General features: G+C 39.2%; 18 protein-coding genes. 11 read left to right on the top strand and 7 right to left on the bottom strand.

Annotated features, from left to right (window positions below; translation table 11 throughout):
• Nucleotides 1-206 precede the first annotated feature (206 nt).
• The 5 genes from addB to BG04_RS14700 are packed head-to-tail and all read left to right on the top strand — an operon-like array spanning nt 207 to nt 12,384.
• Nucleotides 207-3,707 carry a helicase-exonuclease AddAB subunit AddB gene (addB, locus tag BG04_RS14680; protein ID WP_034654447.1) on the top strand — a complete coding sequence of 1,167 codons (3,501 nt, stop codon included), beginning with the start codon at nt 207-209 and terminating at the stop codon, nt 3,705-3,707.
• Complete coding sequence (addA, locus tag BG04_RS14685) at nt 3,700-7,437, top strand: helicase-exonuclease AddAB subunit AddA (protein WP_034654445.1); 3,738 nt, start codon at nt 3,700-3,702, stop codon at nt 7,435-7,437. Before addB ends, addA begins: the two co-directional genes overlap by 8 nt.
• 53 nt (nt 7,438-7,490) lie before the next feature.
• A complete protein-coding gene (locus BG04_RS14690) occupies nt 7,491-8,675 on the top strand; it encodes an exonuclease SbcCD subunit D (protein WP_016763002.1) in 1,185 nt (394 codons plus the stop codon).
• Nucleotides 8,672-12,064, top strand: a complete 3,393-nt coding sequence (locus BG04_RS14695) for an SbcC/MukB-like Walker B domain-containing protein (protein WP_034654442.1) — start codon at nt 8,672-8,674, stop codon at nt 12,062-12,064. Before BG04_RS14690 ends, BG04_RS14695 begins: the two co-directional genes overlap by 4 nt.
• Nucleotides 12,065-12,078: 14 nt before the next feature.
• Nucleotides 12,079-12,384 (top strand): HNH endonuclease, encoded by a 306-nt coding sequence (locus tag BG04_RS14700; RefSeq protein ID WP_013081707.1) that lies wholly within the window; start codon nt 12,079-12,081, stop codon nt 12,382-12,384.
• Between the two features lie 46 nt (nt 12,385-12,430).
• Here BG04_RS14700 and BG04_RS14705 read toward each other — a convergent pair whose 3' ends face one another.
• The 6 genes from BG04_RS14705 to BG04_RS14730 all read right to left on the bottom strand — a co-directional run bounded on the left by BG04_RS14705 (nt 12,431) and on the right by BG04_RS14730 (nt 14,659).
• Entirely contained in the window at nt 12,431-12,649 is a 219-nt protein-coding gene (locus BG04_RS14705) for a spore germination protein (protein ID WP_025749935.1), read from the bottom strand.
• Nucleotides 12,650-12,708: 59 nt separating this feature from the next.
• Nucleotides 12,709-13,140, bottom strand: coding sequence for a spore germination protein GerPE (locus BG04_RS14710; RefSeq protein ID WP_034654440.1), 432 nt, complete (start codon nt 13,138-13,140; stop codon nt 12,709-12,711).
• A gap of 12 nt (nt 13,141-13,152) precedes the next feature.
• Nucleotides 13,153-13,329, bottom strand: a complete 177-nt coding sequence (locus BG04_RS14715) for a hypothetical protein (protein ID WP_013055355.1) — start codon at nt 13,327-13,329, stop codon at nt 13,153-13,155.
• Nucleotides 13,326-14,042: a spore germination protein GerPC gene (gene gerPC, locus BG04_RS14720; protein WP_034654436.1), complete on the bottom strand. Its 717-nt coding sequence runs from the start codon at nt 14,040-14,042 to the stop codon at nt 13,326-13,328. Before gerPC ends, BG04_RS14715 begins: the two co-directional genes overlap by 4 nt.
• Nucleotides 14,043-14,131: 89 nt before the next feature.
• The gene (locus BG04_RS14725; protein WP_034654433.1) at nt 14,132-14,407 is read right to left on the bottom strand and encodes a spore germination protein GerPB; all 276 of its coding nucleotides are present in this window, start codon (nt 14,405-14,407) and stop codon (nt 14,132-14,134) included.
• 30 nt (nt 14,408-14,437) lie between these two features.
• Complete coding sequence (locus tag BG04_RS14730; protein WP_013055358.1) at nt 14,438-14,659, bottom strand: spore germination protein; 222 nt, start codon at nt 14,657-14,659, stop codon at nt 14,438-14,440.
• Nucleotides 14,660-14,857: 198 nt separating this feature from the next.
• Here BG04_RS14730 and BG04_RS14735 point away from each other — a divergent pair, with 198 nt between their 5' ends.
• Nucleotides 14,858-16,030, top strand: coding sequence for a DUF418 domain-containing protein (locus tag BG04_RS14735; RefSeq protein ID WP_034654432.1), 1,173 nt, complete (start codon nt 14,858-14,860; stop codon nt 16,028-16,030).
• A 78-nt stretch (nt 16,031-16,108) separates the two neighbouring features.
• Nucleotides 16,109-16,456 carry a DUF1516 family protein gene (locus tag BG04_RS14740; RefSeq protein ID WP_013081713.1) on the top strand — a complete coding sequence of 116 codons (348 nt, stop codon included), beginning with the start codon at nt 16,109-16,111 and terminating at the stop codon, nt 16,454-16,456.
• Between the two features lie 41 nt (nt 16,457-16,497).
• Here the strand turns inward: BG04_RS14740 and BG04_RS14745 are convergent, their stop codons facing one another.
• Nucleotides 16,498-17,058 carry a DUF2777 domain-containing protein gene (locus BG04_RS14745; protein ID WP_013055361.1) on the bottom strand — a complete coding sequence of 187 codons (561 nt, stop codon included), beginning with the start codon at nt 17,056-17,058 and terminating at the stop codon, nt 16,498-16,500.
• 171 nt (nt 17,059-17,229) lie between these two features.
• Here BG04_RS14745 and asnB point away from each other — a divergent pair, with 171 nt between their 5' ends.
• The 4 genes from asnB to BG04_RS14765 all read left to right on the top strand — a co-directional run bounded on the left by asnB (nt 17,230) and on the right by BG04_RS14765 (nt 23,287).
• A complete protein-coding gene (gene asnB, locus BG04_RS14750) occupies nt 17,230-19,077 on the top strand; it encodes an asparagine synthase (glutamine-hydrolyzing) (protein ID WP_013081714.1) in 1,848 nt (615 codons plus the stop codon).
• A 316-nt stretch (nt 19,078-19,393) separates the two neighbouring features.
• A complete protein-coding gene (locus BG04_RS14755; RefSeq protein ID WP_029324694.1) occupies nt 19,394-20,926 on the top strand; it encodes a phytoene desaturase family protein in 1,533 nt (510 codons plus the stop codon).
• Nucleotides 20,923-22,380 carry a phytoene desaturase family protein gene (locus BG04_RS14760; protein WP_034654431.1) on the top strand — a complete coding sequence of 486 codons (1,458 nt, stop codon included), beginning with the start codon at nt 20,923-20,925 and terminating at the stop codon, nt 22,378-22,380. The genes BG04_RS14755 and BG04_RS14760 overlap by 4 nt, the downstream gene beginning before the upstream one ends.
• A 58-nt stretch (nt 22,381-22,438) precedes the next feature.
• A complete protein-coding gene (locus tag BG04_RS14765) occupies nt 22,439-23,287 on the top strand; it encodes a phytoene/squalene synthase family protein (protein WP_034654429.1) in 849 nt (282 codons plus the stop codon).
• Nucleotides 23,288-23,639: the final 352 nt, after the last annotated feature.

A 23,639-nucleotide genomic window follows, 5' to 3' on the forward strand; every position in this document is an offset into this window, starting at 1 on the left:
AGTTTTTTTGTTGCATCCAGCATTTCACATATCGGCAAAGTGGAATTTTGTCTGCAAGTTCAGTAAAATAATAAGGAGAGAGATAGAGAGATTTAGATGATGATCACTATAAAATTTTGACGACTGCGTCACGTGTTTACGTGGCGTTTATCCATTTTGTACTTAAACAAATGAAAACATAGAGAAAAAAATGAAGGGGTGAAAACGTGGGGCTACAGTTTTTATTAGGACGTTCAGGAAGCGGGAAAACGGAATATCTTTTAAATAGCATGCGCCAAGAGCTGTTAAATGCTCCGCTTGGGCATCCACTTATTTATATTGTACCTGAACAGATGACATTTCAGTCGGAGTATGCGCTTGTTCAAACACCTGGGTTAGAAGGCATGATGCGTGCTCAAGTTTATAGTTTTACACGTCTTGCATGGCGTATCCTGCAAGAAGTGGGAGGTATTAGCCGCTATCATGTGGATCAAACAGGTATTCATATGATGCTTAAAAAAATTATCGAACATCAAAAAGAAGAGCTTCGACTGTTTGCGAATTCTTCAGAACAAGCAGGGTTTATTGAAGAACTAGAAAAAATGGTTAAAGAATTTAAACAGTACACAGTAGATGCCCCGTCTCTCGAAGAGATGAAGAAAAAGCTTCAAGCAGAAGATGAGAAAGTTCTTGCTGATAAATTACATGATTTACATCTCATTTACGGAGAATTAGAAAAACAGCTGATGACGAAATATGTAGATGGGGAAGATTATTTGAAGCTGCTGAGTGAAAAAGTAGCGTCTTCTGCCTACCTTACTCAAGCAACAATTTATGTGGATGGATTTCATCACTATACTCCTCAAGAATTAACCGTATTAGTAGAGCTGATGAAAGTTTGTAGAGAAGTAAAAATAGCGGTGACTTCTGATTATTCATATCAAGATTTTATTCCAAATGACTTGCACTTGTTTCGATTAACGAGCGAAACGTACCAAGAACTAATGGGCCTTGCGGCTGAAAACGGGATAGAGATTCAAGAGCCAATCGTATTTAACGAACAAAAAAGACATCAAAACAGTCCAGAGCTTGCCTATTTAGAACGATATTATGATGAACGGCCAACGCCGGAATTTCAGTCAGAGCCCGAGAACATTCAGCTTCTGCCGGCTGTTAGCCGAAGAGCAGAAGTTGAAGGGATTGCAAGAGAAGTGCTTTCACTTGTGCGCGATCGCGGCTATCGCTATCGTGATATTGCCTTGATTGTTAGAAATGCAGAAGACTACCATGACTTGCTTCAAACCATTTTTCAAGATTATGAAATTCCGTACTTTATTGACCAAAAGCGAGCGATGTTTCACCATCCACTCGTTGAATTTATTCGCTCAGTCTTAGAAGTGGTAAGCGGGTCATGGCGATATGAAACCATCTTTCGAGCAGTGAAAACAGATCTTTTATTTCCTTTGTCATCTGATGTGCACCAGCTTCGCGAAGAGATGGATGAATTAGAAAACTATGTACTTGCTTACGGTATTCAAGGATCTAAGTGGACGAGCAAGGAACCATTTACCTACAGAAAATATCGTTCACTTGAAGACATGAACCTTGGGAAAACGGACGAAGAGCTTGCTTTTGAGCAAAAAATAAATGAATTAAAAAATATGATTGTTCCTCCTATTTATTCGCTTCAGCAAAAATTAAAACAAGGGAAAATAGGAAAAGAAAAAGCAGAAGCGCTCTATCGTTTTTTAACGAATTTAGATATTCCACAAAAGATAGAAGCGCTGCGCAATCGATGTGAAGAAGAAGGAAAGCTTCAGGAAGCCAGAGAGCACGAGCAGGTATGGAAAGCAATTCTTCACTTATTTGATCAGTTTGTTGAAATGATGGGAGAAGAGAAAGTATCGATTTCTTTGTTCGCAGATCTATTTGAGACAGGGCTTGACAGCATGCAGTTTGCACTTGTTCCGCCTGCACTGGATCAAGTGGTTGTGGCAAGTTTTGAGCGTTCGCGTTTATCCGATATCAAAGCAAGCTTTGTGTTAGGTGTAAATGACGGTGTGATTCCAGCTAAACCAAAAAGCGATGGCCTGTTATCTGAGAAGGAGAGAGAGCAGCTGCTTGAATCAGGTTTATTACTTGCGCCAACCGGAAAACAAAAGCTGTTTGACGAACAATTTCTCATTTATTTAGCACTTTCCAGCTCTTCGGAAAAACTTTATGTTTCGTATCCTCTTGCCAATGAGGAAGGGAAGACCCTGCTGCCTTCACTCGTTATTAATCGAGTAAAAGAGCTATTTCCGCTCCTGCAGGAAAAGCTGTTAATGACGGAACCTACAGATTTAGAAGAAGAAAAGCAAGTTGATTATATCACAAATCCTTTAACGAGCATCGCGCATTTAGCCAGCCAGCTGCAAGGATGGAAACGCCATTATCCGATGAGTTCCACTTGGTGGGATGTGTATAATTTTTATGTGGAAAATCCAGATTGGAACTCATACAGTGGGAAAGTACTAAGCAGCTTATTTTATAAAAATGAAGCAAAACGGTTAACAAAGAAAACGAGTCAGCGTCTGTATGGAAAGCATATTCAAGCAAGCGTATCAAGAATGGAAAAATTTGAAGCCTGTCCATATGCGCATTTTGCTTCTCACGGGCTCAAGCTTAAAGAACGAAAAGTTTTCAAATTGGCGGCTCCTGACATAGGCGAGTTATTTCACGCGGCGTTGAAAATGATTTCAGACGAACTTCGCGGCGGTCAAAAAGAATGGAAGAACTTAACGAGAAAAGACTGTCAGCAGCTTTCTACGGCTGCAGTGCATGAACTTGCTCCGCGCTTGCAAAATGAGATTTTATTGAGCTCGAATCGCCACCACTATTTAACACATAAGCTGCAGCAAATTATTGAACGTGCGTCGCTTGTGTTAAGTGAGCACGCTAAGATGAGCGGCTTTGTTCCTGTTGGATTGGAGCTTGGATTTGGACCTAGTGCAGAGCTGCCTTCTATGCAGTTCACACTGCCAAATGGCCATACGATGGAACTCGTTGGACGAATTGACAGGGTAGATAAAGCGGAAAGCTCAAAAGGACTTTTACTGCGTATTGTCGACTATAAATCAAGCGATAAAGCATTAAACCTAGTGGAAGTGTACTACGGTTTATCTCTTCAAATTTTAGCTTACTTAGACATAGTTGTGACGTATGCTGAACAGCTTCTTCATGATAATAGAGGAGCATTGCCTGCTGGCGTTCTTTATTTCCACGTTCATAATCCAATGATCAACAGTACTAAAGCATTACAGCCTGATCAAATTGAAGCTGAAATCTTTAAGAAGTTTAAAATGAAAGGACTGCTTTTAGGAGACGAGGAAGCAGTAAGGTTAATGGACGAAACGTTAGAATCAGGACACTCACAGGTTATATCAGCTGGCATTAAAAAGACAGGGGGCTTTTATTCCAATTCTTCGGTTGCGAGCGAAGAAGATTTTACACATCTCCGTCAGTATGTGCGAGGTAAATTTGTGGAGGCAGGTACAGAGATTACAAATGGGAAAATTGATATTTCGCCTTATAAACTAAAAGATAAAACACCATGTGCGTTTTGTGAATACCGCTCAATTTGTCAGTTCGATGAATCAATGGAAAACAACGAATATCGTCAGCTTAGTACAGAGAGTCAAAGTGTTATTTTAGATAAAATTCGAGAGGAGGCCAAACGAGATGAGTGAAGATATACACGTAAAACCGGCCGACTCCCAGTGGACGGATGATCAGTGGAACGCCATTGTTTCATCCGGTCAAGATATATTAGTAGCCGCGGCGGCTGGCTCAGGAAAAACAGCGGTTTTAGTTGAACGTATTATTAAAAAGATTACGATGGGTGATGAGCCAATCGATGTTGATAGATTACTCGTTGCTACGTTCACAAATGCTTCTGCAGCCGAAATGAGAAATCGAATTGGAGAAGCATTGGAAAAAGAGTTAAAAAAGAATCCATCTTCTTTGCACTTGCGCAGACAGCTTAATTTATTAAACCGTGCGTCGATTTCTACGCTCCATTCTTTTTGTTTAGAAGTCATTCGAACGTATTATTATTTGATCGATGTAGACCCTGGTTTTCGGATTGCAGATGATACGGAAGCGGATCTTCTGCGTGAAGAAGTATTAGAAGAATTGTTTGAAGAACAGTACAGTATTGAACAGAACGAGCGATTCTTTGATTTAATTGATCGTTATACAAGTGACAGAAATGACTTAGATATTCAGCTTATGGTAAGAAAGCTGTATGACTTTGCAAGATCTAACCCTGACCCAAACGGCTGGCTTGAAATGATCGTGAGTCAATATGATGTGACAGAAGAATCTTCTATTGATTCACTTCCGTTTCTATCTTTTCTTTTACAAGAAGTAACAACGCAGCTGATGGGCATTGAGTCGATTTTAAAACAGGGCTTAGAGTTAACAAAGCTGCCAGGAGGGCCTGCTCCTCGCGCCGTTAATGCAGAGGAAGACCTGGCTCAAATTCATCGGCTGATCAGCGCTTCTAAGCATTCTTTTGCTGATTTGCATGAGGAAATGCAGAATTTGAATTTTACTCGTTTAAAGCCATGTAAAGGAGAAGCATACGACTCGCAGCTTTTAGATGATTTCGGAGAGCTTCGCAAAAAAGCTAAAACAAGTCTTGAAAAACTTCATGCTGATTTGTTTTCTAGGCCTTTGCACGGCTACATGGCTGATTTTGAGAAAATGAAACCCGTTATTGAAACGCTAATCTTTTTAGTTCAGCGCTTCGGTGAACGATATGAAAATATGAAAAAAGAGAAAGGGTTAGTGGACTTTTCTGATTTAGAACATTATTGCCTGCAAATCTTGAGTGTAAAAGAAGATGGAGTGCTTAAGCCTTCGTCCATTGCCCAAAAATATCGTACTCAGTTTGAAGAGGTGCTTGTTGACGAATATCAAGATACAAATATGGTTCAAGAAACACTGATTAAATTAGTGACGAGAGATAGTGAAGAACAAGGGAATTTATTTATGGTTGGAGATGTAAAACAATCCATTTACCGCTTTCGTTTAGCGGAGCCATTTTTGTTTTTAACAAAGTACAAGCGCTTTACACAAGATGGTCGCCAGTTCGGAAAACGTATCGATTTGAATAAAAACTTCCGTAGTCGTTCTCAAGTGCTTGATGCTACAAACTTCATTTTTAATCAGCTGATGGATGAAGAAGTAGGAGAAATTGCATATGACGATGATGCTTCTTTAAAATTAGGAGCATCGTATCCAAAAGTGGAAGGAATGGAAACGGAGCTTCTGCTCATTGCAAAAGAAAATGCAGAAGAAGGAGGGGAAGAAGAATCGGATTCTTCTCTCGTGGCTTTTTCAGAAGCAGAGCTTGAAACGGCTCAGTTAGAGGCAAGAGCAATGGCGCGTAAAATTAAAGAACTCGTTCAAAACCGCTTTCAAATATATGATCGCAAGCTCGATATCATGAGAAATGTGACGTATCGTGACTTTGTTATTTTGCTTCGTTCCATGCCTTGGGCTGCGCAGATTATGGATGAATTTAAGCAAGAAGGCGTGCCCATTTATGCCGATTTATCAACAGGTTATTTTGATGCTACTGAAGTGATGATTATGATGTCTTTATTAAAAGTAGTAGATAACCCACATCAAGACATTCCGTTAGCTTCTGTTCTTCGCTCACCGGTAGTAGGGCTTTCAGATGAAGAGTTAGCTACACTGAGAGCAGAGCAAAAGAAAGGAACGTATTACGATGCGTTAAAAACGTACTTAGCGGTTTCAGATGATGAAGAACTTCGCGATAAAGTAAAGTATTTCTATGAGCAGTTAAAAGCATGGAGAACACAAGCTAGACAAAGCTCTTTGTCAGAACTGGTATGGCAAATTTACCGCGATACGGGTTTCTTTGAATTTGTTGGCGGACTTCCTGGCGGGAAACAGCGTCAAGCCAATTTACGTGCTCTTTACGATCGCGCTCGCCAGTACGAGGCAACTTCATTTAGAGGTCTGTTTCGATTTTTACGCTTTATTGAACGCATGCAGGACCGAGGGAACGATTTAGGAGCTGCTCGAGCACTGGGAGAACAAGAAGATGTGGTGCGTTTGATGACGATCCACAGCAGTAAAGGTCTTGAGTTTCCTGTTGTTTTTGTAGCTGGTCTTGCTCGTCAGTTTAACTTAATGGACTTGAATAAAGCATATTTACTCGATAAAGAACTAGGTTTTGGATCTAAATATATTGATCCAAAACTGCGTATTACGTACCCTACTCTTCTTCAGCAGACCATGAAGAAAAAAATGAAAAAAGAAAGCATGGCAGAGGAAATGCGGGTATTATACGTAGCTTTGACGCGTGCGAAAGAAAAACTTATTTTAGTTGGAACAGTAAAAGATGCAACAGAAAAGCTCAGACAATGGAGCTCCGTTATGGCACATGAAGATTGGACGCTTCCAGCTCACGTGAGAAGAGATGCAAAATGTTATTTAGACTGGATTGGACCTTCTTTAATTCGTCACCAAAATGTTAGTCATATGGTTGAAGGAGAGGTCCAGCCGGCTGAGATGATTCATCAGCATGCTTCAAGATGGAAACTTTCAACGTTATTAGCAGGTGATTTAGCCGAACAGCCTCTTGAAGAGCAGCAGCATCATGAAGAGCTTTTAAACGCTCTTCAAAAGCATGAGCTAGTTTCAGAATCGAGCGATTATAAAGACGAAGTGTATAGACGCTTAAATTGGTCTTATGATTATCGTGTAGCTTCCGTTCATCGTTCGAAGCAATCTGTTTCTGAACTAAAAAGGCAGCAGCAGCTGACGGACGCAGGTGGAAGCGACGATCTCGTTCGGGGATCTAAAGCACCTCTTGAAAATCGTCCGCTGTTTCTTCAAGAGAAATCTCTGACAGGAGCTGAAAGAGGAACAGCTACACATGCCGTTATGCAGCAGCTTCCATTAAATAAAGCTTATACCCTTGAAATGGTTCAAGACTTTATTCAATCAATGGTTACCAAAGAATTATTGACGCAAGAACAAGCGGATGCTGTTGATGCAAATGATGTAGCAGACTTTTTAGACAGTGACATTGCACAAGGTATTCGAACGGCTCGCACGGTTTATAGAGAGATGCCTTTTAGTTTAGGTGTCTCCGCTAAAGAAATCTATGATCATTGGGAGCAGGAAGACGAAACAATTTTAGTGCAAGGTATTATTGATTGTTTGTATGAAACGGAAGAAGGCCTCGTTTTACTTGATTTTAAAACCGATAACATTTCAGATCGTTTTCAAGGGGATTTTGAACGAGCAAAACCATTTCTAATTGACAGATACCGCATTCAGTTAGAGCTTTACGCAAAGGCCATTGAGCGGATTGTAAAACAACCTGTGCAGCATCGCTATCTGTACTTTTTAGATGGTGGATATGCTGTTGAAATATAAAAAAAGAAGAAGGCGATAGTCTTCTTCTTTTTCACCAATAAGGAGAGAGTGACATGCGTTTATTACATACAGCGGATTGGCATTTGGGGCGAACGTTAGAAGGTCGAAGCCGCCTGGCTGAGCAAGCACAGTTTTTAGATGAACTGGCAGACATTGTGGAAGAAGAAAAGATAGATGCTATTCTTATGGCGGGAGATGCCTTTGATACGGTTAACCCTCCAGCAGCGGCAGAGCAGCTTTTTTACGAAAGTATGTCTAGGTTGAGCAACAATGGAAAACGTCCGATTATTGTTATTGCAGGTAATCATGATAACCCAGATCGGCTGTCGGCGGCTTCTCCATTAGCTGTTCATCAAAATATTACGCTTCTTGGTTTGCCTACTACCGATGTAGAGAGCATTTACATTCCTACATCAGATGAAATGTTAAAGGTTGCGGCTCTTCCTTACCCATCTGAATCAAGGTTAAAGGAACTGTTAGCAGAAGAAAATGATGAGCTGGCTCTTCGAAACTCATATGATGCCAGAGTAAAAGGTATTTTCGACAAAATGAGTGAGCAGTTCACCACAGATAGCGTTAATATTGCCATGAGTCATATTTACGTAGCAGGCGGAAGTTCAACGGACTCAGAACGTCCAATTGAAGTAGGAGGAGCTTATACGGTGGCGGCAACTAGTTTACCTGCTAATGCTCAATATGTAGCATTAGGACATTTGCATCGCCCGCAAATGATCAATCGCGCCAGCACCTTTGCAAGATATTCCGGTTCACCTCTTGCCTATAGTTTTTCAGAGTCAGGCTATGCAAAGTCCGTTACCATTTTAGATGCTAAGCCAGGAAAAGAGATCGAGATGACTGAAATTCCATTATCCAGCGGAAAGCCTTTGACACGTTGGAAAGCGAAAAACGGATTGTCAGAAGTATATACGTGGCTTGATGAGCAAAAAGATACGCAGGCATGGGTTGATTTAGAAGTTCACGTAGAAGATGCACTTTCACTAGAAGAAATCCATCGCCTTCGCAAGCTTCATCCAGGCTTTATTCATATCCGTCCGGTATTCAAAGCAGAAGAACTAGCGCTTGAAACAAGTTCACAGCGCGAAGTGCCGATCGAAGAACTGTTTACAAAGTTCTACAGCAGGCAAACCGGCGGAGGGGCACCTGATACTGAATTAGTCAAACTGTTTTTAACCTTGATTAACGATGAAGAAGTATCGGAAAAGGAGGATGAAAAATGAAACCTATTAACTTGACCGTTTCGGGGCTTCACAGTTTTAGAGAAAAACAAACTGTCGATTTTGAAGCGCTGTGTTCAGGCGGTGTGTTTGGAATATTTGGTCCTACAGGAAGCGGGAAATCCTCCATTTTGGATGCCATTACACTAGCTTTATATGGAAAAGTAGAGCGTGCAGCCAATAATACACAAGGAATTTTAAATCACGGGGAAAATGAACTGAAAGTATCGTTTACGTTCGAGCTGGAAAACGCTAGTCATAAAAAACGCTATACTGTTGAACGAAGCTTTAAACGGACTGATGAGCTTCGTGTAAAATCAGCTTCAAGTCGATTGATTGAAATCGAAGATGAAACGTACGTATTAGCAGATAAAACAAATGATGTAAACCAGCAGGTACAGGAGCTTCTTGGTTTAACAATTGATGATTTTACAAGAGCTGTTGTATTACCGCAAGGAAAATTTGCGGAGTTTTTATCGTTAAAAGGAACGGAGCGTCGTCAAATGCTTCAGCGTCTTTTTAATCTCGAGCAGTACGGAGATCAGCTTAGTAAGAAAATACGCTATCAAGTTCAGCAGCTAAAGACAGACCTAGATAAAATCACGGCAGAACAAACGGGATTAGGTGAGGCTTCAACAGAGAAAGTAACGGAAGCGGAGCAGCTTGTAAGTGATAGCATTATACTTTTGGAAAAACGAGAAAAAGAAGCGTCTGATTTGCAGGAAAGATACGATCAGCAGGCGTCTCTTTGGAAAGCGCAGCAGGAAAAAGCACTGATAGAAGAAAAACTAGTACATGCTTCTAAGCAGGAAGAGGAGATTAGACAAAAGCAAGATGTGGTGACGAAAGCTCAGCAGGCAGAACGTCTTTTTCCCTATTTAGAAACATTTGAACAAGCTGAAAAGCAGCAGAAGCTTTACGAAGATAAAGTAGAAAAATTAAAAGCACAAATTGTTCAAAAAAGTGAGGAATATAAGCGATCAAATAATTTATATGAGCAGGCTCGCTTACAAAAAAATGAACAGCAGCCCAAATTAGTTGTTCAAAAAGAACAGCTTCAACAAGCTTCTGATCTTCAAAAACAAATTAAAGAAGGACAGCAAGAAATAAAAGAAGCGGAAGTTTCTCTTCAGCAAAAGCAGCAGGCACTTCAAGCGAAAAATGATGAATTAATGGAAGCAGATAAGCGGTATCAGCAAGGCTTGACTCTTCAAAAAGAGTTAAAAGAAGCATTAACAAAAGTGGAAATTCAACCTGATTATCGGCAGGCTGTTCAGCAAGCATTTTATCGTTATCAAGTATGGAATAACGATAAAAAAAATCTAGATGAAGGTCAAAAAACGTATAAAGAAAAAGCCGAACAGCTTAAGCATTTGCACACACAAAAACAAACACACCAAGAGAGATATCAGCAAACAATAGAACAAAGTAAAGGGTTATTTGCAGATATTCAAGGCTTGTATCACACCGTATGTGAGCGTGAAAAAGAGTTTCAGCAGCTTTTTCAACAAGCAGATCGTTTAATGAGCGATCTAAAAAGACGCAAAGAAAAAGAATGGTCACGCCGCCTGGCTCATCAATTAGCTGAGCAGCTGACCCAAGGTGAGCCTTGTCCAGTTTGTGGCTCTGAGAATCACCCTAACCCCGTATTACACCAACAAGAAGATGACATCACAACTGAATCAGCGGATCAGTTCGAAGATCAAGTTAATCAATTGCGTGAACAGCGATTTAGCTATTCGTCGCTCAAAATGCAGCTTGAACAGCTAGCTAAACCTCTTGTTGAAAAAATACCTGAGTTAGCTGAGTTTATGAACGAAGCTGGCGAAGTTCCTGCTTTAGGAGAAATGGATACAGATGCCTTTGGGCATTATGCTAAGAAAATAGAAGTTGAAATCAAATCTCTTGAGCAGGATTATTTGCAGGTAAGTGAAAAACAGCAAGCAATTCTCGGGCAGATACAAAAGGTCCAGCAAAGTCTTGAAAAGATTGAATTAGAGCTTGCTCATTATCAAAAAGAACAAGCTGAATTAGAAGGAAAAGTAAATCAGCAAAAACAGGTGCTACAAGCAGGAAAAGAAGCTTTTCAACAAGACTATCCTTCCTTTGTATTTAAAGAGATGGAAAAAATTAATGAAAGGCTGACTGAAAGAGAAAAAGAAGAGCAGACAATAAAGGCTCGAATTGAAAAAAGCAGCGTATTTTTTGAAAATCAGCAAAAGAAAATCGAACGTCTAAAAGAAGAGAAATATGCGGGCGAAAAAGAATTTACAGAATTAAAAGCAATGCTGTCTCATAAACAATCTCTTGTTCACTCGCAAATTGAACGCTTGCGTACGCTTACAGATCAAGAAGATATTGAACAGGCGTTGCAAAAAACACTTCTTTTACTTGCGGAGTTAGAGACGAATGAACAGCAGGCATATCAACATTGGCAGACTGTTCAAAAAGCGTATCAAACGCTGCAAATGGATGAAAAAGCAGCGAGCGAATCTCTAGAAACAGCTTATATGCAGTATAAAAAAGCAGCTGAAAAATGGGAAGAAGCGGTAGGGAATTCTTTATTCAGCGAAGGAAAAGAAGTTCAGCAAGCTTTGTTATCACATGATGAGATGAAATTGTTGGATGAAACTGTTCAGGCTTATTGGGACAATATAAAACAGATGAAGTCATCAATTGAACAGTTAAATATTCAGCTGAATCACCGGTCCATAGAAGAGCACCAATTTGAAGAAACTCAGCAGCTGCTTCATGATATAAAAGCGGCTGTGAAAGAAGCGGTTCAGCTCAAGGGAGCAGCTGAGCAAACGTTAAAAAGCGTCAAAGAACGGCATGAGCGATTTTTAGTGCTTGAACAGGACCGTGAAGAAAAACAAGCGTTATTTGAACAGTATCAAAAGCTTCAAACAGTATTTAAAGGAAATGCTTTCGTGGAATATATTGCTGAAGAACAGCTGATGTCCGTTAGCCGAGATGCTTCAGAGCGTCTGGGTATATTAACACGTCAGCGCTATGCGATTGAAGTTGATTCCCAAGGCGGCTTTATTATGAGAGATGATGCAAATGGAGGAGTAAAACGTCCGGTTTCAACTTTATCTGGTGGAGAGACGTTTTTAACTTCCCTGGCTTTGGCCCTTTCATTATCTGCACAAATTCAGCTAAGAGGAGAGTATCCGCTGCAGTTTTTCTTTTTAGATGAAGGATTTGGAACGCTTGATGGAGAGCTTCTTGATACCGTGGTAACAGCGCTTGAAAAACTTCAGTCCAATAATTTATCAATTGGAGTCATCAGTCACGTGCAAGAACTTCGCGCTCGTCTGCCAAAACGTTTGATTGTTGAGCCGTCCGAGCCTTCTGGCAAAGGAACTAGTGTAAGAGTAGAAACTTTATAGGGAAGGAAATCTATATGAAGAAAAAAGACAGGCGGATAGGAACATGCGAATTATGCGGAAGGCAGGATGTCTTGACGACCGTACATCATTTAACGCCAAAGGAAATGGGCGGAGCATTTGAACCAACAGCAAACTTATGTATTCCGTGTCATAAACAAATTCATGCGTTATACACAAATGATGAATTAGCCATTCGTCTTAATACGATTTCTTTATTACAAGCTGATTCTAAAATTAGCTCTTTTATTAAATGGATTCGTAAACAGCCTTCTTCTAAATTACCTAAAACTAAGAAATCAAACAGCCGAAAATCCAAGTGAATAAAAAACCCCTTATCTGCTTTAATAGCAAAGATAAGGGGTTTTTTTAAGCATTTGCTGCTATATTTTGATCGAATAAATCTGGATCTAACGTATTTGTTCCTGAAATGCCGTTATTAGTATTAACAAAGTTACCTGTATTTAAAGAACCAGAGCCTGACGCTGTTTTAGCGGCACTTTTTGGAGAAACATAAAACGTATCTCCAAACGTTACGACACCGCCTCCGACGCTCATGATACTAACGGGTCCAATTATTGCTGGCATGAGATTCACACCCTTTTTTCATGATATTAATTTAGTATATGAGCAGCTTTTTAAAAGGTTCACTCACTGCTGCTAGCTTGTGAAGAAGCACTACTTGATGTTCCTGTTTCAGCTTCCTTTGAAAGTTCATCGTTGATCAGTTCTCGAATATGCTTAATGCGGGCTTCTGCATAAACATTGCACGTTGATCCAATATGAATAACTGATGAGAATGAGCACCCTTTTATATCAATTCTGTTAACGCGGATCAAAGGTATTTCATTCCATGTTTGAACGGGAATAGGTTCGTAATCGCCATGAGGAATAGGCTCATTAAAGATAGCGTAATCATCAAAGTTTCCTTCTCGACCGTAGAAAAACGGATACTGTCTCCGATCAGCTAAAGCTTTATTAAGTAGATGAATTTCTGTTGAATCTCCAATTTGGCAAAAGGAGCTCGCCGACAAGGAATTAATTTCTATATAATTAACAGAAGATGTGCGTGAAAGCATAGGTAAGCTCCTTTATGATAACGATAGTGGCACATAAGGTCCGATAATCAATGATTCAGCCGGCGTATCAAATGTTGAGGATAGAGAGATGTAATTGGCATCACCAATTAAAAAAAGAGAAGAAGAAGATACGCCTGTAATACTAACGTCTCCAACAAGCAATTCGCGGTTTACAACGTTAAAGTTCATGAAGGGGGTCCACCTTTCTTTAAAGATTCAGGTAAATACGTTAAAAATGCATCAATTCCTTTTTTCATATCTTCATAAAGTTTACCGATAATTTGAGGTTTAATTTGTTCAAAATTTCGTTCCATTTCTTCCGGCTGAACTTGCTGTATATAAAAAGTAATCCGCTGCTGCAGCTGCTTTTTAATATCTTCTAAAATAAACTCGTAGTACGATTCATCAATCATCATCGAGCGCTCATCAAGCACATGTTGAACTATAGAAAATCCATATTGATTAAGCTCAGCTAAAATCGTTTCGTGGATATCAGAGACCCACTGTTTTTCTAGCTGGCGGTCCAATGGTTTTAAGCTAGGATTTTGTGGTCCAGGACCTCCGGGTTGTCCCGGCTGCTCACCTTGAGGCGGCTGCCCTTGTGGCTGAGCTCCTTGCGAAAACGTTACTTCTGGTTTCTCATTGATAATGATATCTTCTAAATTATCAGGCGTAAGAGGGTTTAATCCAATATTTAATGTTCCATCTAATGAATCAATTTTTAACTGTTCAAATTTATATTCAATTTTATCAATTTTAATAGGTGGCTGTTCACCTAACTCTTTTATTTTTTTCTGAAGTTCTTGTACGTTTTTTTCAAGCTGAGCAATGCGTCCTTCTTGCTGCTGAATATACGAAGACATTTGCTGAACATACTGATGTACCTGCTGAATATAGTCCATGTTATCCACCTTCAATCACCTTGATTCCCTTATCTTCTGATAAAGAAAATAGTTATATATATACATATGGCGATGAAGGTTGTAACATGTCAGTCGTTGTCTCGAACTGGGGGAGTTAACGACTGTGAGAAAGGAGCTGGGGCAGTGCCCGCGCCGGTTCCGGGAATAAAGGTAGAAGGGGAAACAGATCCAAGAATGCCTTTTTTTGTTTCAGTAGGTGCAGCGCCTGTAAACCCTCCTGTATTAAAGAGATTTGAGTTTGGTTTAATAACACCGACACTTCCAATTTGAAGTACCGAAGAGTTACTTACAGCACTGATTTTCATACTTTGAATACAGATACTTTGATTCACATAAAAGTTCATAAGCATCCTCCTGTATGAGCTTCATTTCTATTATAGATTTCCAGCGACATTTTGATCATTTACGTCATTGTCTGACGTATTGGTTGAGCTCTGCTGATTCACAACATATAATCCGTCACCTGTATTAAACGAACCTGCGCCAGCAAATGTTTTAGCAGTGGAAATAGGGGCTATTGTATAAACATCTCCAATATGAAAGACGCTGGCTGAACCAACACTGTTAAGATTAACAACACCAACAATGGCAGGCATAGGCAAACACCCTTTTAATTTAGTCTAGTAACAGCATATGAAGCCTAGACAAAAAGGTGATTAATGCTTTTTTCTTATCTATATGCCGAGAGTAAGCAAAACATTAAAGAGAGGAATGGAAATAGTAAACATTGAAGAAAAACTTTTGCGTTCGATATAATGTGAAAGCAATAATGAAATAATGTAAGGTGTGAAAGAATGAAACGTTTCAAAATGAACGCAGCTGATAAAGAACAGCGCATTGAGGCAGCAGATGTATTAAAAGGAATCGCGCTTATTGGTATTTTGCTCATGAACATGCCGAATTTTTATTCACCTGCTTCCTATTACGACCATAATTTGTTGGACGGTTCAAGAATGAATTATGTTGCTAATGGATTGGTTGATGTAGTTGTAGGGCAGACAGGCTACGCGCTGCTCGCTATTTTGTTTGGATTTGGTTTTATGAAAATGTTCCAGCGTACATACGAAAGGCAAGTAAGCTTTACTCCTTTTTATGTACGAAGAATCACGGCTTTGCTTCTTGTTGGTGCTATTCATGCTTTATTTATTTGGCACGGTGATATGATTGTGATGTACAGCTTCTTCGCTTTGATGATGCTATTTTTTCAAGAAGCAAAGAAAGAAGTGTTATTAGCGTGGGGAATCGGAATATTTAGCATTTATGCTGTGATTATGATTGTTATTTTAACAGCAGCGGCTTTTGTTAACGAAGGAGAGACAGCAGCGGGAATTCACCAGCCTATTATTGACCAGGCGCTTCAAGCATATGGACACGGAAGTCTTGTGTCAATCTTTCATCAGCGCTTGCTTGATTGGTACTACGCGTATAATTTAAATACGGTTCCTTTTCTGTTTTTATCGCTATTTCCACTGTTTTTATTAGGCGGTTTTATGGCAAAAAGCGAGTGGTTCGAAGAAATAGAAGAATATATAGTGGAGACAAAGTGGCTTTGTCTTATTTCATTCATCGTGTATGCAGCATCATCTGTATTGCCGTATGTTTTAGATCACAATGTAGCGACATCGTATATTCACGATACAATCGGAGGAACGGCAGGAGCAATTTTTATTGTAACGTTGGTCACATTAGCTATGCGAAGTGTATCTATTCAAAAAGTCATGCAGCCATTTGCCCTTTTGGGGAGAATGATTTTAACTAATTATATTGTCCAGTCCATTGTATGCACATTTCTTTTTTACTCATATGGGTTAGGATACTACGGACATATTTCAATTGTAGAAGGCTTGGCTATTGCGGGGATTATCATTTTTATTCAACTGCTGGGAAGCCGGATATGGATGAGCCTATTTTCAGATGGACCCCTTGAAAAACTCATTCGGTATGCTACTTATGGACGCAGCCGCTAAAAATCCTTTTCCTTCCTTATATTATTGGTGAAGGAAAGGTTTTCATGATATGATATTTTCAGAAAGGACGTGAGATGAATGGCTCCACTACATATTCATGTAACGCTTTGGACATTATTAATTATCTCGTTTGTGGTTTCGTTGATTTTACATCGAGCAGGTAAAGCTAAAGGTCAAAAAATCCTACATATGGTGGCGAGACTCCTATACTTATTAGTATTAGTATCAGGTCTGCATATGTTAGCGGCTTGGTACCATTTTCAAGGCGCAGCGCTCATTAAAGGAATTGCCGGAGTGTTAGTGCTTGTGGGAATGGAAATGGTACTTGTTCGTACTGAAAAAAGAAAGCGTACAGGCGTTGCTTGGGGAGTACTTGTAATTGCGCTTATCTTAGTATTCTATTACGGATATGTCGTACTAGGATAAGAAAAAAGCTATCTTGGATAAGATAGCTTTTTTCTTTTGCTTTAATCTAAAAAAAGATTCATTGAACGTTCTCCATCATTAACGGTATATTCAAATCGATCTAGGTGATGTGTGCCTCGTTCGAATAAATGCTGAACGGCACAAATTTTTTCCTCATTGTCATAAATGATAAAATTAGCACCTTTTGTATCACCGTCTGTCGGTAAAAAACATAATGTGTTGTGACAGTAAATACAATCATAAAGAGAGAATTTTAATGAATTTAAGTGCTGAGTGAATGATAAAAAGGTCTCTTTCGGTAGTGATTGAAGAAGCTGTTCGTATGCATAAGGTAGCTTTTTAGTCAGTCTTAGCTTATCCCCATTTCGCAATAAATACGTTCCATCGTGAAGCTTTATTTGACGGTCATCAACCATAATGGCTTTTTCCCAGCGTGTATCAATAAGAAGTTCTAAGGTATCATCCATTACTTCATGGAGCATGGAAGCTTCGTCACTTTCATCTTCAAAGAAAATCCACTGTGAATCAACACATTCAACCGTACCAATCACGAAGGAACGCGGCTGATTGTTCAGAGCTTGTTGTTTAGAATAATGATTCATAATCAAACCTCCGTGTGAAATTTATCCATATTTTTTTATTGCCTAAAAAAGCTCTCTTTATAACTCGAAAGTGAAAATAAAATATAAGGACAATTCAACTGTAACTATTGCGTGCATACAATGGCATTATTTCATTCATAAACAAGAGCGTGAAAGAAAGGATGATAAACGATGTGTGGTATAACGGGTTGGGTCGACTTAAAGCGATCGCTTTTAAATGAAACAGCAACAATAACAAAAATGGCTGACACTTTATCGAAAAGAGGTCCTGATGACACCAACGTATGGACACAGCAGCATGTTGCTTTTGGGCACAAACGCTTAGTTGTAGTAGATCCTCAAGGCGGAAGACAGCCCATGACAAGAGAAAAAAATGAACAGCTCTATACGCTTTGCTATAATGGAGAGCTTTACAACACGGAAGATATTCGGAAAGAATTACTAAAAAGAGGTTATCAATTTCAGGGACATTCAGATACGGAAGTACTTTTAACATCTTATATAGAATGGAAAGAATCATGCGTAGATCATTTTAACGGTATCTTTGCTTTTTCAATCTGGGATGAAGCCAATGAAAAGTTATTTATAGCACGCGACAGAATGGGAGTGAAGCCCTTATTCTATCGATCTTATGAAGGTGGAATTCAATTTGCATCGGAATTAAAAGCGATATTAGCTCATCCTGAGGTGAAAGCGGAAGTAGGATTAGATGGATTAGCAGAAGTGTTTGGCTTAGGACCTTCTCGTTCTCCCGGCCACGGCGTATTTAAAGAAATAAATGAATTACGCCCGGCTCACGCGCTCACGCTTACTCGTAACGGGTTGAAAATTTGGCGATACTGGAACGTGAAAAGTGAGCAGCATACAGATGATTTAGGTGAAACTACAGAAAAAGTTAAATTTTTAGTGCAAGACGCGATTGTAAGACAGCTAGTGTCGGATGTCCCGGTTTGTACATTTTTATCAGGTGGAGTAGATTCAAGTGCCATTACAGCAATTGCTGCAAATGCGTTCAAAGAAAGCGGCAAGGGCTCTCTTCATACGTATTCTATCGATTATGAAGATAATGATAAATTTTTTAAAGCAAATGAGTTTCAGCCAAATTCTGATGGAACTTATATCAAGCTCATGTCGGATACGTTTCAAACAAATCATCACCGCTGCATTATTTCAACGGAGGACCTTGTGCAGCATTTAACAGAGGCTGTAGAGGTGAGAGACCTTCCTGGAATGGCTGATGTAGATTCATCGCTGCTTTGGTTTTGCCGTGAAATCAAACAAGATTTTGTTGTGAGCTTATCAGGAGAATGTGCGGATGAAATTTTTGGAGGATATCCGTGGTTTCACCGAAAACATGATTTGTCTTCGGATACCTTCCCGTGGATGCGTTCATTAGACGCTCGAATTGATTTGCTGCAAAGTTCATGGAGAAAGAAATTACAGTTAGAAGATTATGTGCGTGCAAGATATGAAGAAACATTAAAGGAAGTGCCTGAATTAGAAGGTGAATCGTTAGAAGATGCGCAGCGGAGAAAGCTGTTTTATTTAAATCAGATTTGGTTTATGACAACTTTATTAGATCGTAAAGATCGTATGAGCATGGGCGCGAGCTTAGAAGTACGCGTACCTTTTGCAGATCATCGTCTTGTGGAATATGCATGGAATATTCCGTGGGAGATGAAAATGACGGGCAATAAAGAGAAGGGGATTTTACGAAAAGCGCTTGAAGGAATTTTGCCTCATGACGTTCTTTATCGCAAGAAAAGCCCTTATCCTAAAACGCATAACCCAGCTTATACAAAAGCTGTAACTGTATGGCTTCAATCTCTTTTACAAGATAAACAGTCACCTCTTCATGAATTTTTTGATAAGCAACAGTTAAAGCATATTATTGATACAGGCGGAGAAGGATTTAAAGCACCGTGGTTTGGTCAATTAATGACAGGACCTCAGCTGCTAGCTCATCTAGCTCAAATTCACGTCTGGTTTAATCACAATAATATTCAAATTGTGGAATGACAGGACCCTCTCAGTACAGAGGGTTTTTTTTATGAAATAAAGTCATCTGTTTCTCTTTTTTGTACGTTTAACTAGAGAAGAAGACCGCAGTCTATTTTTGTATAACTTTACATAGATATAAAATAAAAGCTTGAAAGCACCGAATAAAGGGAAAGTGTACTGAAACTCTGGAAAAATGGTACAAATGTCATATTTTAATGGTTTAGTTATTGGTAATTTTATGATTCGAATAAAGACAAGCAGTTTATCGTTGTGTTTAATAATAAAGATTTGTATAATGTTTGTATAACTATTGTATAGGGTTAGGAGTGTATGTATGCAAAAAAACGTAATCGTGATTGGAGCAGGTCCAGGAGGACTAGCGGCAGCGATGCTGTTAGCAAGTCATGGCTATAAAGTAGATGTATATGAAAAGCAAGGATACGTGGGCGGGCGAAATTCAGCGATTAAAATGTCGGGTTATACGTTTGATATGGGTCCTACATTTTTGAGCATGCCACAGATTTTTGAAGAATTATTTCAAGCTGCTAATCGCAATGCGCATGATTATATGGACTTAAAGCGTCTAAATCTCATGTATGAGCTTATTTTCGATGATGCGCAGATTCAGATGACGGATAACCATAAAAAGATGAAAGAAGAAATCGAACGTTTATACCCAGGAAACGGAGAAGGCTATGAGCGCTTTATGAAAGACACCGAAGCAAAGATGGCGGCTTTGCTGCCTTTATTGCAGGGCGAGATGGATCGTTTTCATCACTATTTAAAGCCTGAAGCAATTCGAGCACTGCCGCATTTATCCTTAGGTAAAACGCTCTATGATGTACTTGGCAAGTATTTCACTGATGAGAAATTGAAATTAGCTTTTACTTTTCAATCGAAGTACTTGGGAATGTCCCCTTGGGAATGTCCAGGAGCCTTTTCTATTTTATCGTTTATGGAACACGCTTACGGTATCTTCCATCCAATAGGAGGAGTAAACCAACTATCTCAAGCAATGGCAAAAGTAGTGGAAGAACATCAAGGGCACATCCACTTAAACCAAGGGGTCCAAAAACTATGGATTGAAAATAAGAGAGTAAAAGGAATTATTCTAGAAAATGGAGAGCGAATAGGGGCAGACGACGTCATTATCAATGGAGATTTTGCTCATGCCATGACGAATTTAATAGATGAAGGTACCCTTAAAAAATATGCAGTTAAAAAACTTGAAAAGAAAAAATACTCTTGTTCTACTTTCATGATTTATCTAGGCATAGACAAACAGTACAAAGACCTGCCTCATCACACGATTGTGTTCGCTGAAGATTATAAAAAAAATGTAGAAGAGATCACAAAAACGCTAGCTCTTTCAGAGGACCCTTCTATCTACATCCAAAACCCAGGTGTAACAGACCCAACTTTAGCACCGGAAGGAAAGTCTGCTCTTTATATTTTAGCGCCGGTTCCAAATAATTTCAGCGGTGTAAACTGGGATGAAAAACAAAAAGATTTTCGGGATGCAGTATTAAAAATTGTAGAAAAGAAAACGGGTTTCAAGGATTTAGAGAGTCATATTGAAGTTGAAAAAATCATTTCACCAAAGCAGTGGGAAGAAGACGTGCTGGTCTATAAAGGAGCGACATTTAACCTTGGACATCAGCTCACTCAAATGATGGTGCTGCGTCCGCATAATAAATTTGAAGAATTAGAAAACTGCTGGCTAGTTGGAGGAGGAACTCATCCAGGAAGCGGTCTACCAACTATTCTGGAATCATCTCGCATTACGACAAAGCTCATCTTAAAAAGAGACGGACAATTACTGAATGAGCCGTTTAAAACCATGAAGGAAATGGAGAGTGCATTATGAGAACAGCAATTGTTGGAGGCGGCATAGGCGGTTTGATTACCGCTTTGTTATTAAGCAAACGAGGATTTTCTGTTGATATTTTCGAAAAAGAAAACAAGCTTGGCGGCCGGTTGGCGTTTGTAGAAAAAGACGGTTATAAAATTGATGAAGGTCCCACGATTGTCTTACTGCCTTTAATGCTTGAACGTATTTTAGATGAAGCAGGCATTTCCGCTTCTCAATATGAACTAATACGCTGTGATCCACTTTATGATATTCATTTTCCAGACGGTACGACCTATACAAAAAAAGCGATTGAAAAAGATCAGTTAGAGGAAATTAGCCGTTTGTTCCCAGGCGAACAGCAAAACTACCGGCGTTTTATGACTGAATTAAAAAAGCGATTTGAATTAGGAAGTAAGGCATTTTTGGAAAAAACATTTGTAAATAAACGAGATTTTTGGACATGGCAAAACATCAAGGCATTAAAAAAAATGGATGCAAATAAATCAATGAGAAAATTTGTTTCAACGTATTTCCGTGATGAACGTCTAGTAGATGCCTATTCCCTGCAATCTCTCTATATTGGAGGAAATCCTTATTCGGCGCCAGCTATTTATTCCCTTGTTCCTTACAGTGAGCATGCTCATGGCATCTATTACGTAAAAGGCGGATACGCAAGTCTTGTGCCACTTCTTGAAAAGGCGCTGATAGAGCAAGGTGTAAACATTCATTTGAATAAAGCGGTTCAAGAGCTTTCTATATCAGGAGACAAAACGGAAGGGGTTATTGTTGACGAAAAACTTTATTCATTTGATCAAGTTGTTTTAAATGGCGACTTTCCTAATATGGCGAAAATTGCTCGAAAAAAAGAAAAGAAGTATGTGCCTTCGTCCAGCTGTTTACTGCTTTATCTTGGTTTGAAGAGAAAATATGATCATCACAATGTACATCAATACTTTATGGGCAATGATTTAGCTAAACATATGGAAGCAGTGTTTAAGCATAAAACGATTCCTGAAGATCCCGCTATTTATACATTTAATCCCTCTGTTATTGATCCATCGTTAGCCCCTGAAGGGAAAAGTGTGCTATATGCACTTATACCGGTTCCATCAGGTGGCCACATTGATTGGAGCAATCAGCAAGATTTTGTTGATGGAATCATTCGAACTTTAGAAGAAAAAGGGTTTGATGAGCTTCGTAAAAAAATAGAGTGGGTAAAAGTACGCACGCCAAATGATGCTCAAGAATTTGGACTTTACGAAGGAGGAAGCTTTGGTATTGCTCCTGAGCTATTTCAATCAGGCGTATTCAGACCCCAGTACCAGCCGTACGAATATAAAAATGTTTTTGCGGTCGGAGCATCTATTCATCCAGGCGGAGGCGTGCCAATTGTTATGCAAGGAGCAAAAATGTTAGCTGATCATCTTATTGAACAATCATCTGTTCAAACGGTTGCAAAGCTTTCTTAAGATCTTGTAAGCCATAAGGAAATGATGGTTTATCCTTTAATAGAGAAAGGGGTCCTATATGATGAACATTTCGTTAGACAAAGCGTACAATCAGTGTGAAGAAATTATTAAAGAAAACTCAAAAACGTTTTACAAAGCTTTTTCCATGCTGCCGTCAAAACAAAGAAAGGCAGTATGGGCAGTATATGCATTTTGCCGTCAAGTCGATGATATTGTAGATGAAGGATGCAACCCTGAAATAGAGCTGCAGCAATTCGAATCAGAATTTGCCCGATTTAAAAATGGAGAACTATTAAACGAAAGCGCCATGTGGGTAGCTCTGCGCAATGTATTTGAACAATATGAGATGAATGTTCAAGCGTTTGATGATATGATTACCGGCCAGAGAATGGATTTAGTAAAAAAAGAATACGATACGCTTGATGAAGTGAAAACATACTCTTATCATGTAGCGAGTACGGTAGGGTTAATGCTTTTACCGATTTTAGCTCCAACTACTCATAAAGAATTAGAAGAAGAAGCAATTGCATTAGGCATTGCGATGCAGCTGACCAACATTTTAAGAGACGTTGGGGAAGACTTAGAGCGAGGGCGCATTTATTTACCGAAAGATCTTATGAATTCTTACGGATATACGCGCATGCTATTAGAGAACCGGTGGGTCACTTCTGAATTTATAGAGATGTGGGAGCACCTGGCCAAAGAAGCGGAGATGTATTATATAAAAGGACTTCAGTCGATTCATAAATATCCGGTCGCTTCTCGTTTGCCTCTTACAGGAGCGGCGCATCTATACCGAGCGATTCTTGATAAAATTCGAAAAGAAAATTATGACGTATTTACAGAAAAGCACTTTGTCACAAGTCAAGTGAAAAAGAAAATTATGACATCTATTTCTACGGGGTAACGCAAAGGAATTACTTTTCCTTTGCGTTACTTTTTTTTGAAAAGATATGAAAACGTTAACTATTATGTAAATAAGAAAAAAGTCTCAGCCAAGAAGAAATTGCTGGTTTAGATTTTGCTGAACACGGTTCATCCGCATACGAATTTCGTGAAAGTTTCGTAGCGACAGAAGATGGTAACCTTCATCCTGAATTTGGTGTTGGATTGATTGATCGATTAAATAAAGTTGGTAAAGTATCGGATAAACCTCATATCTCGAACGTAAATGAGACGGTATAGCAGTATATAGATGGAAAAAAGTGATTAAAAGTAAAAACTTTTAATCACTTTTTTTGTTTTTATCAACTTATTTA

This window comes from Priestia megaterium NBRC 15308 = ATCC 14581 (assembly GCF_000832985.1).
Lineage (GTDB): Bacteria > Bacillota > Bacilli > Bacillales > Bacillaceae_H > Priestia > Priestia megaterium.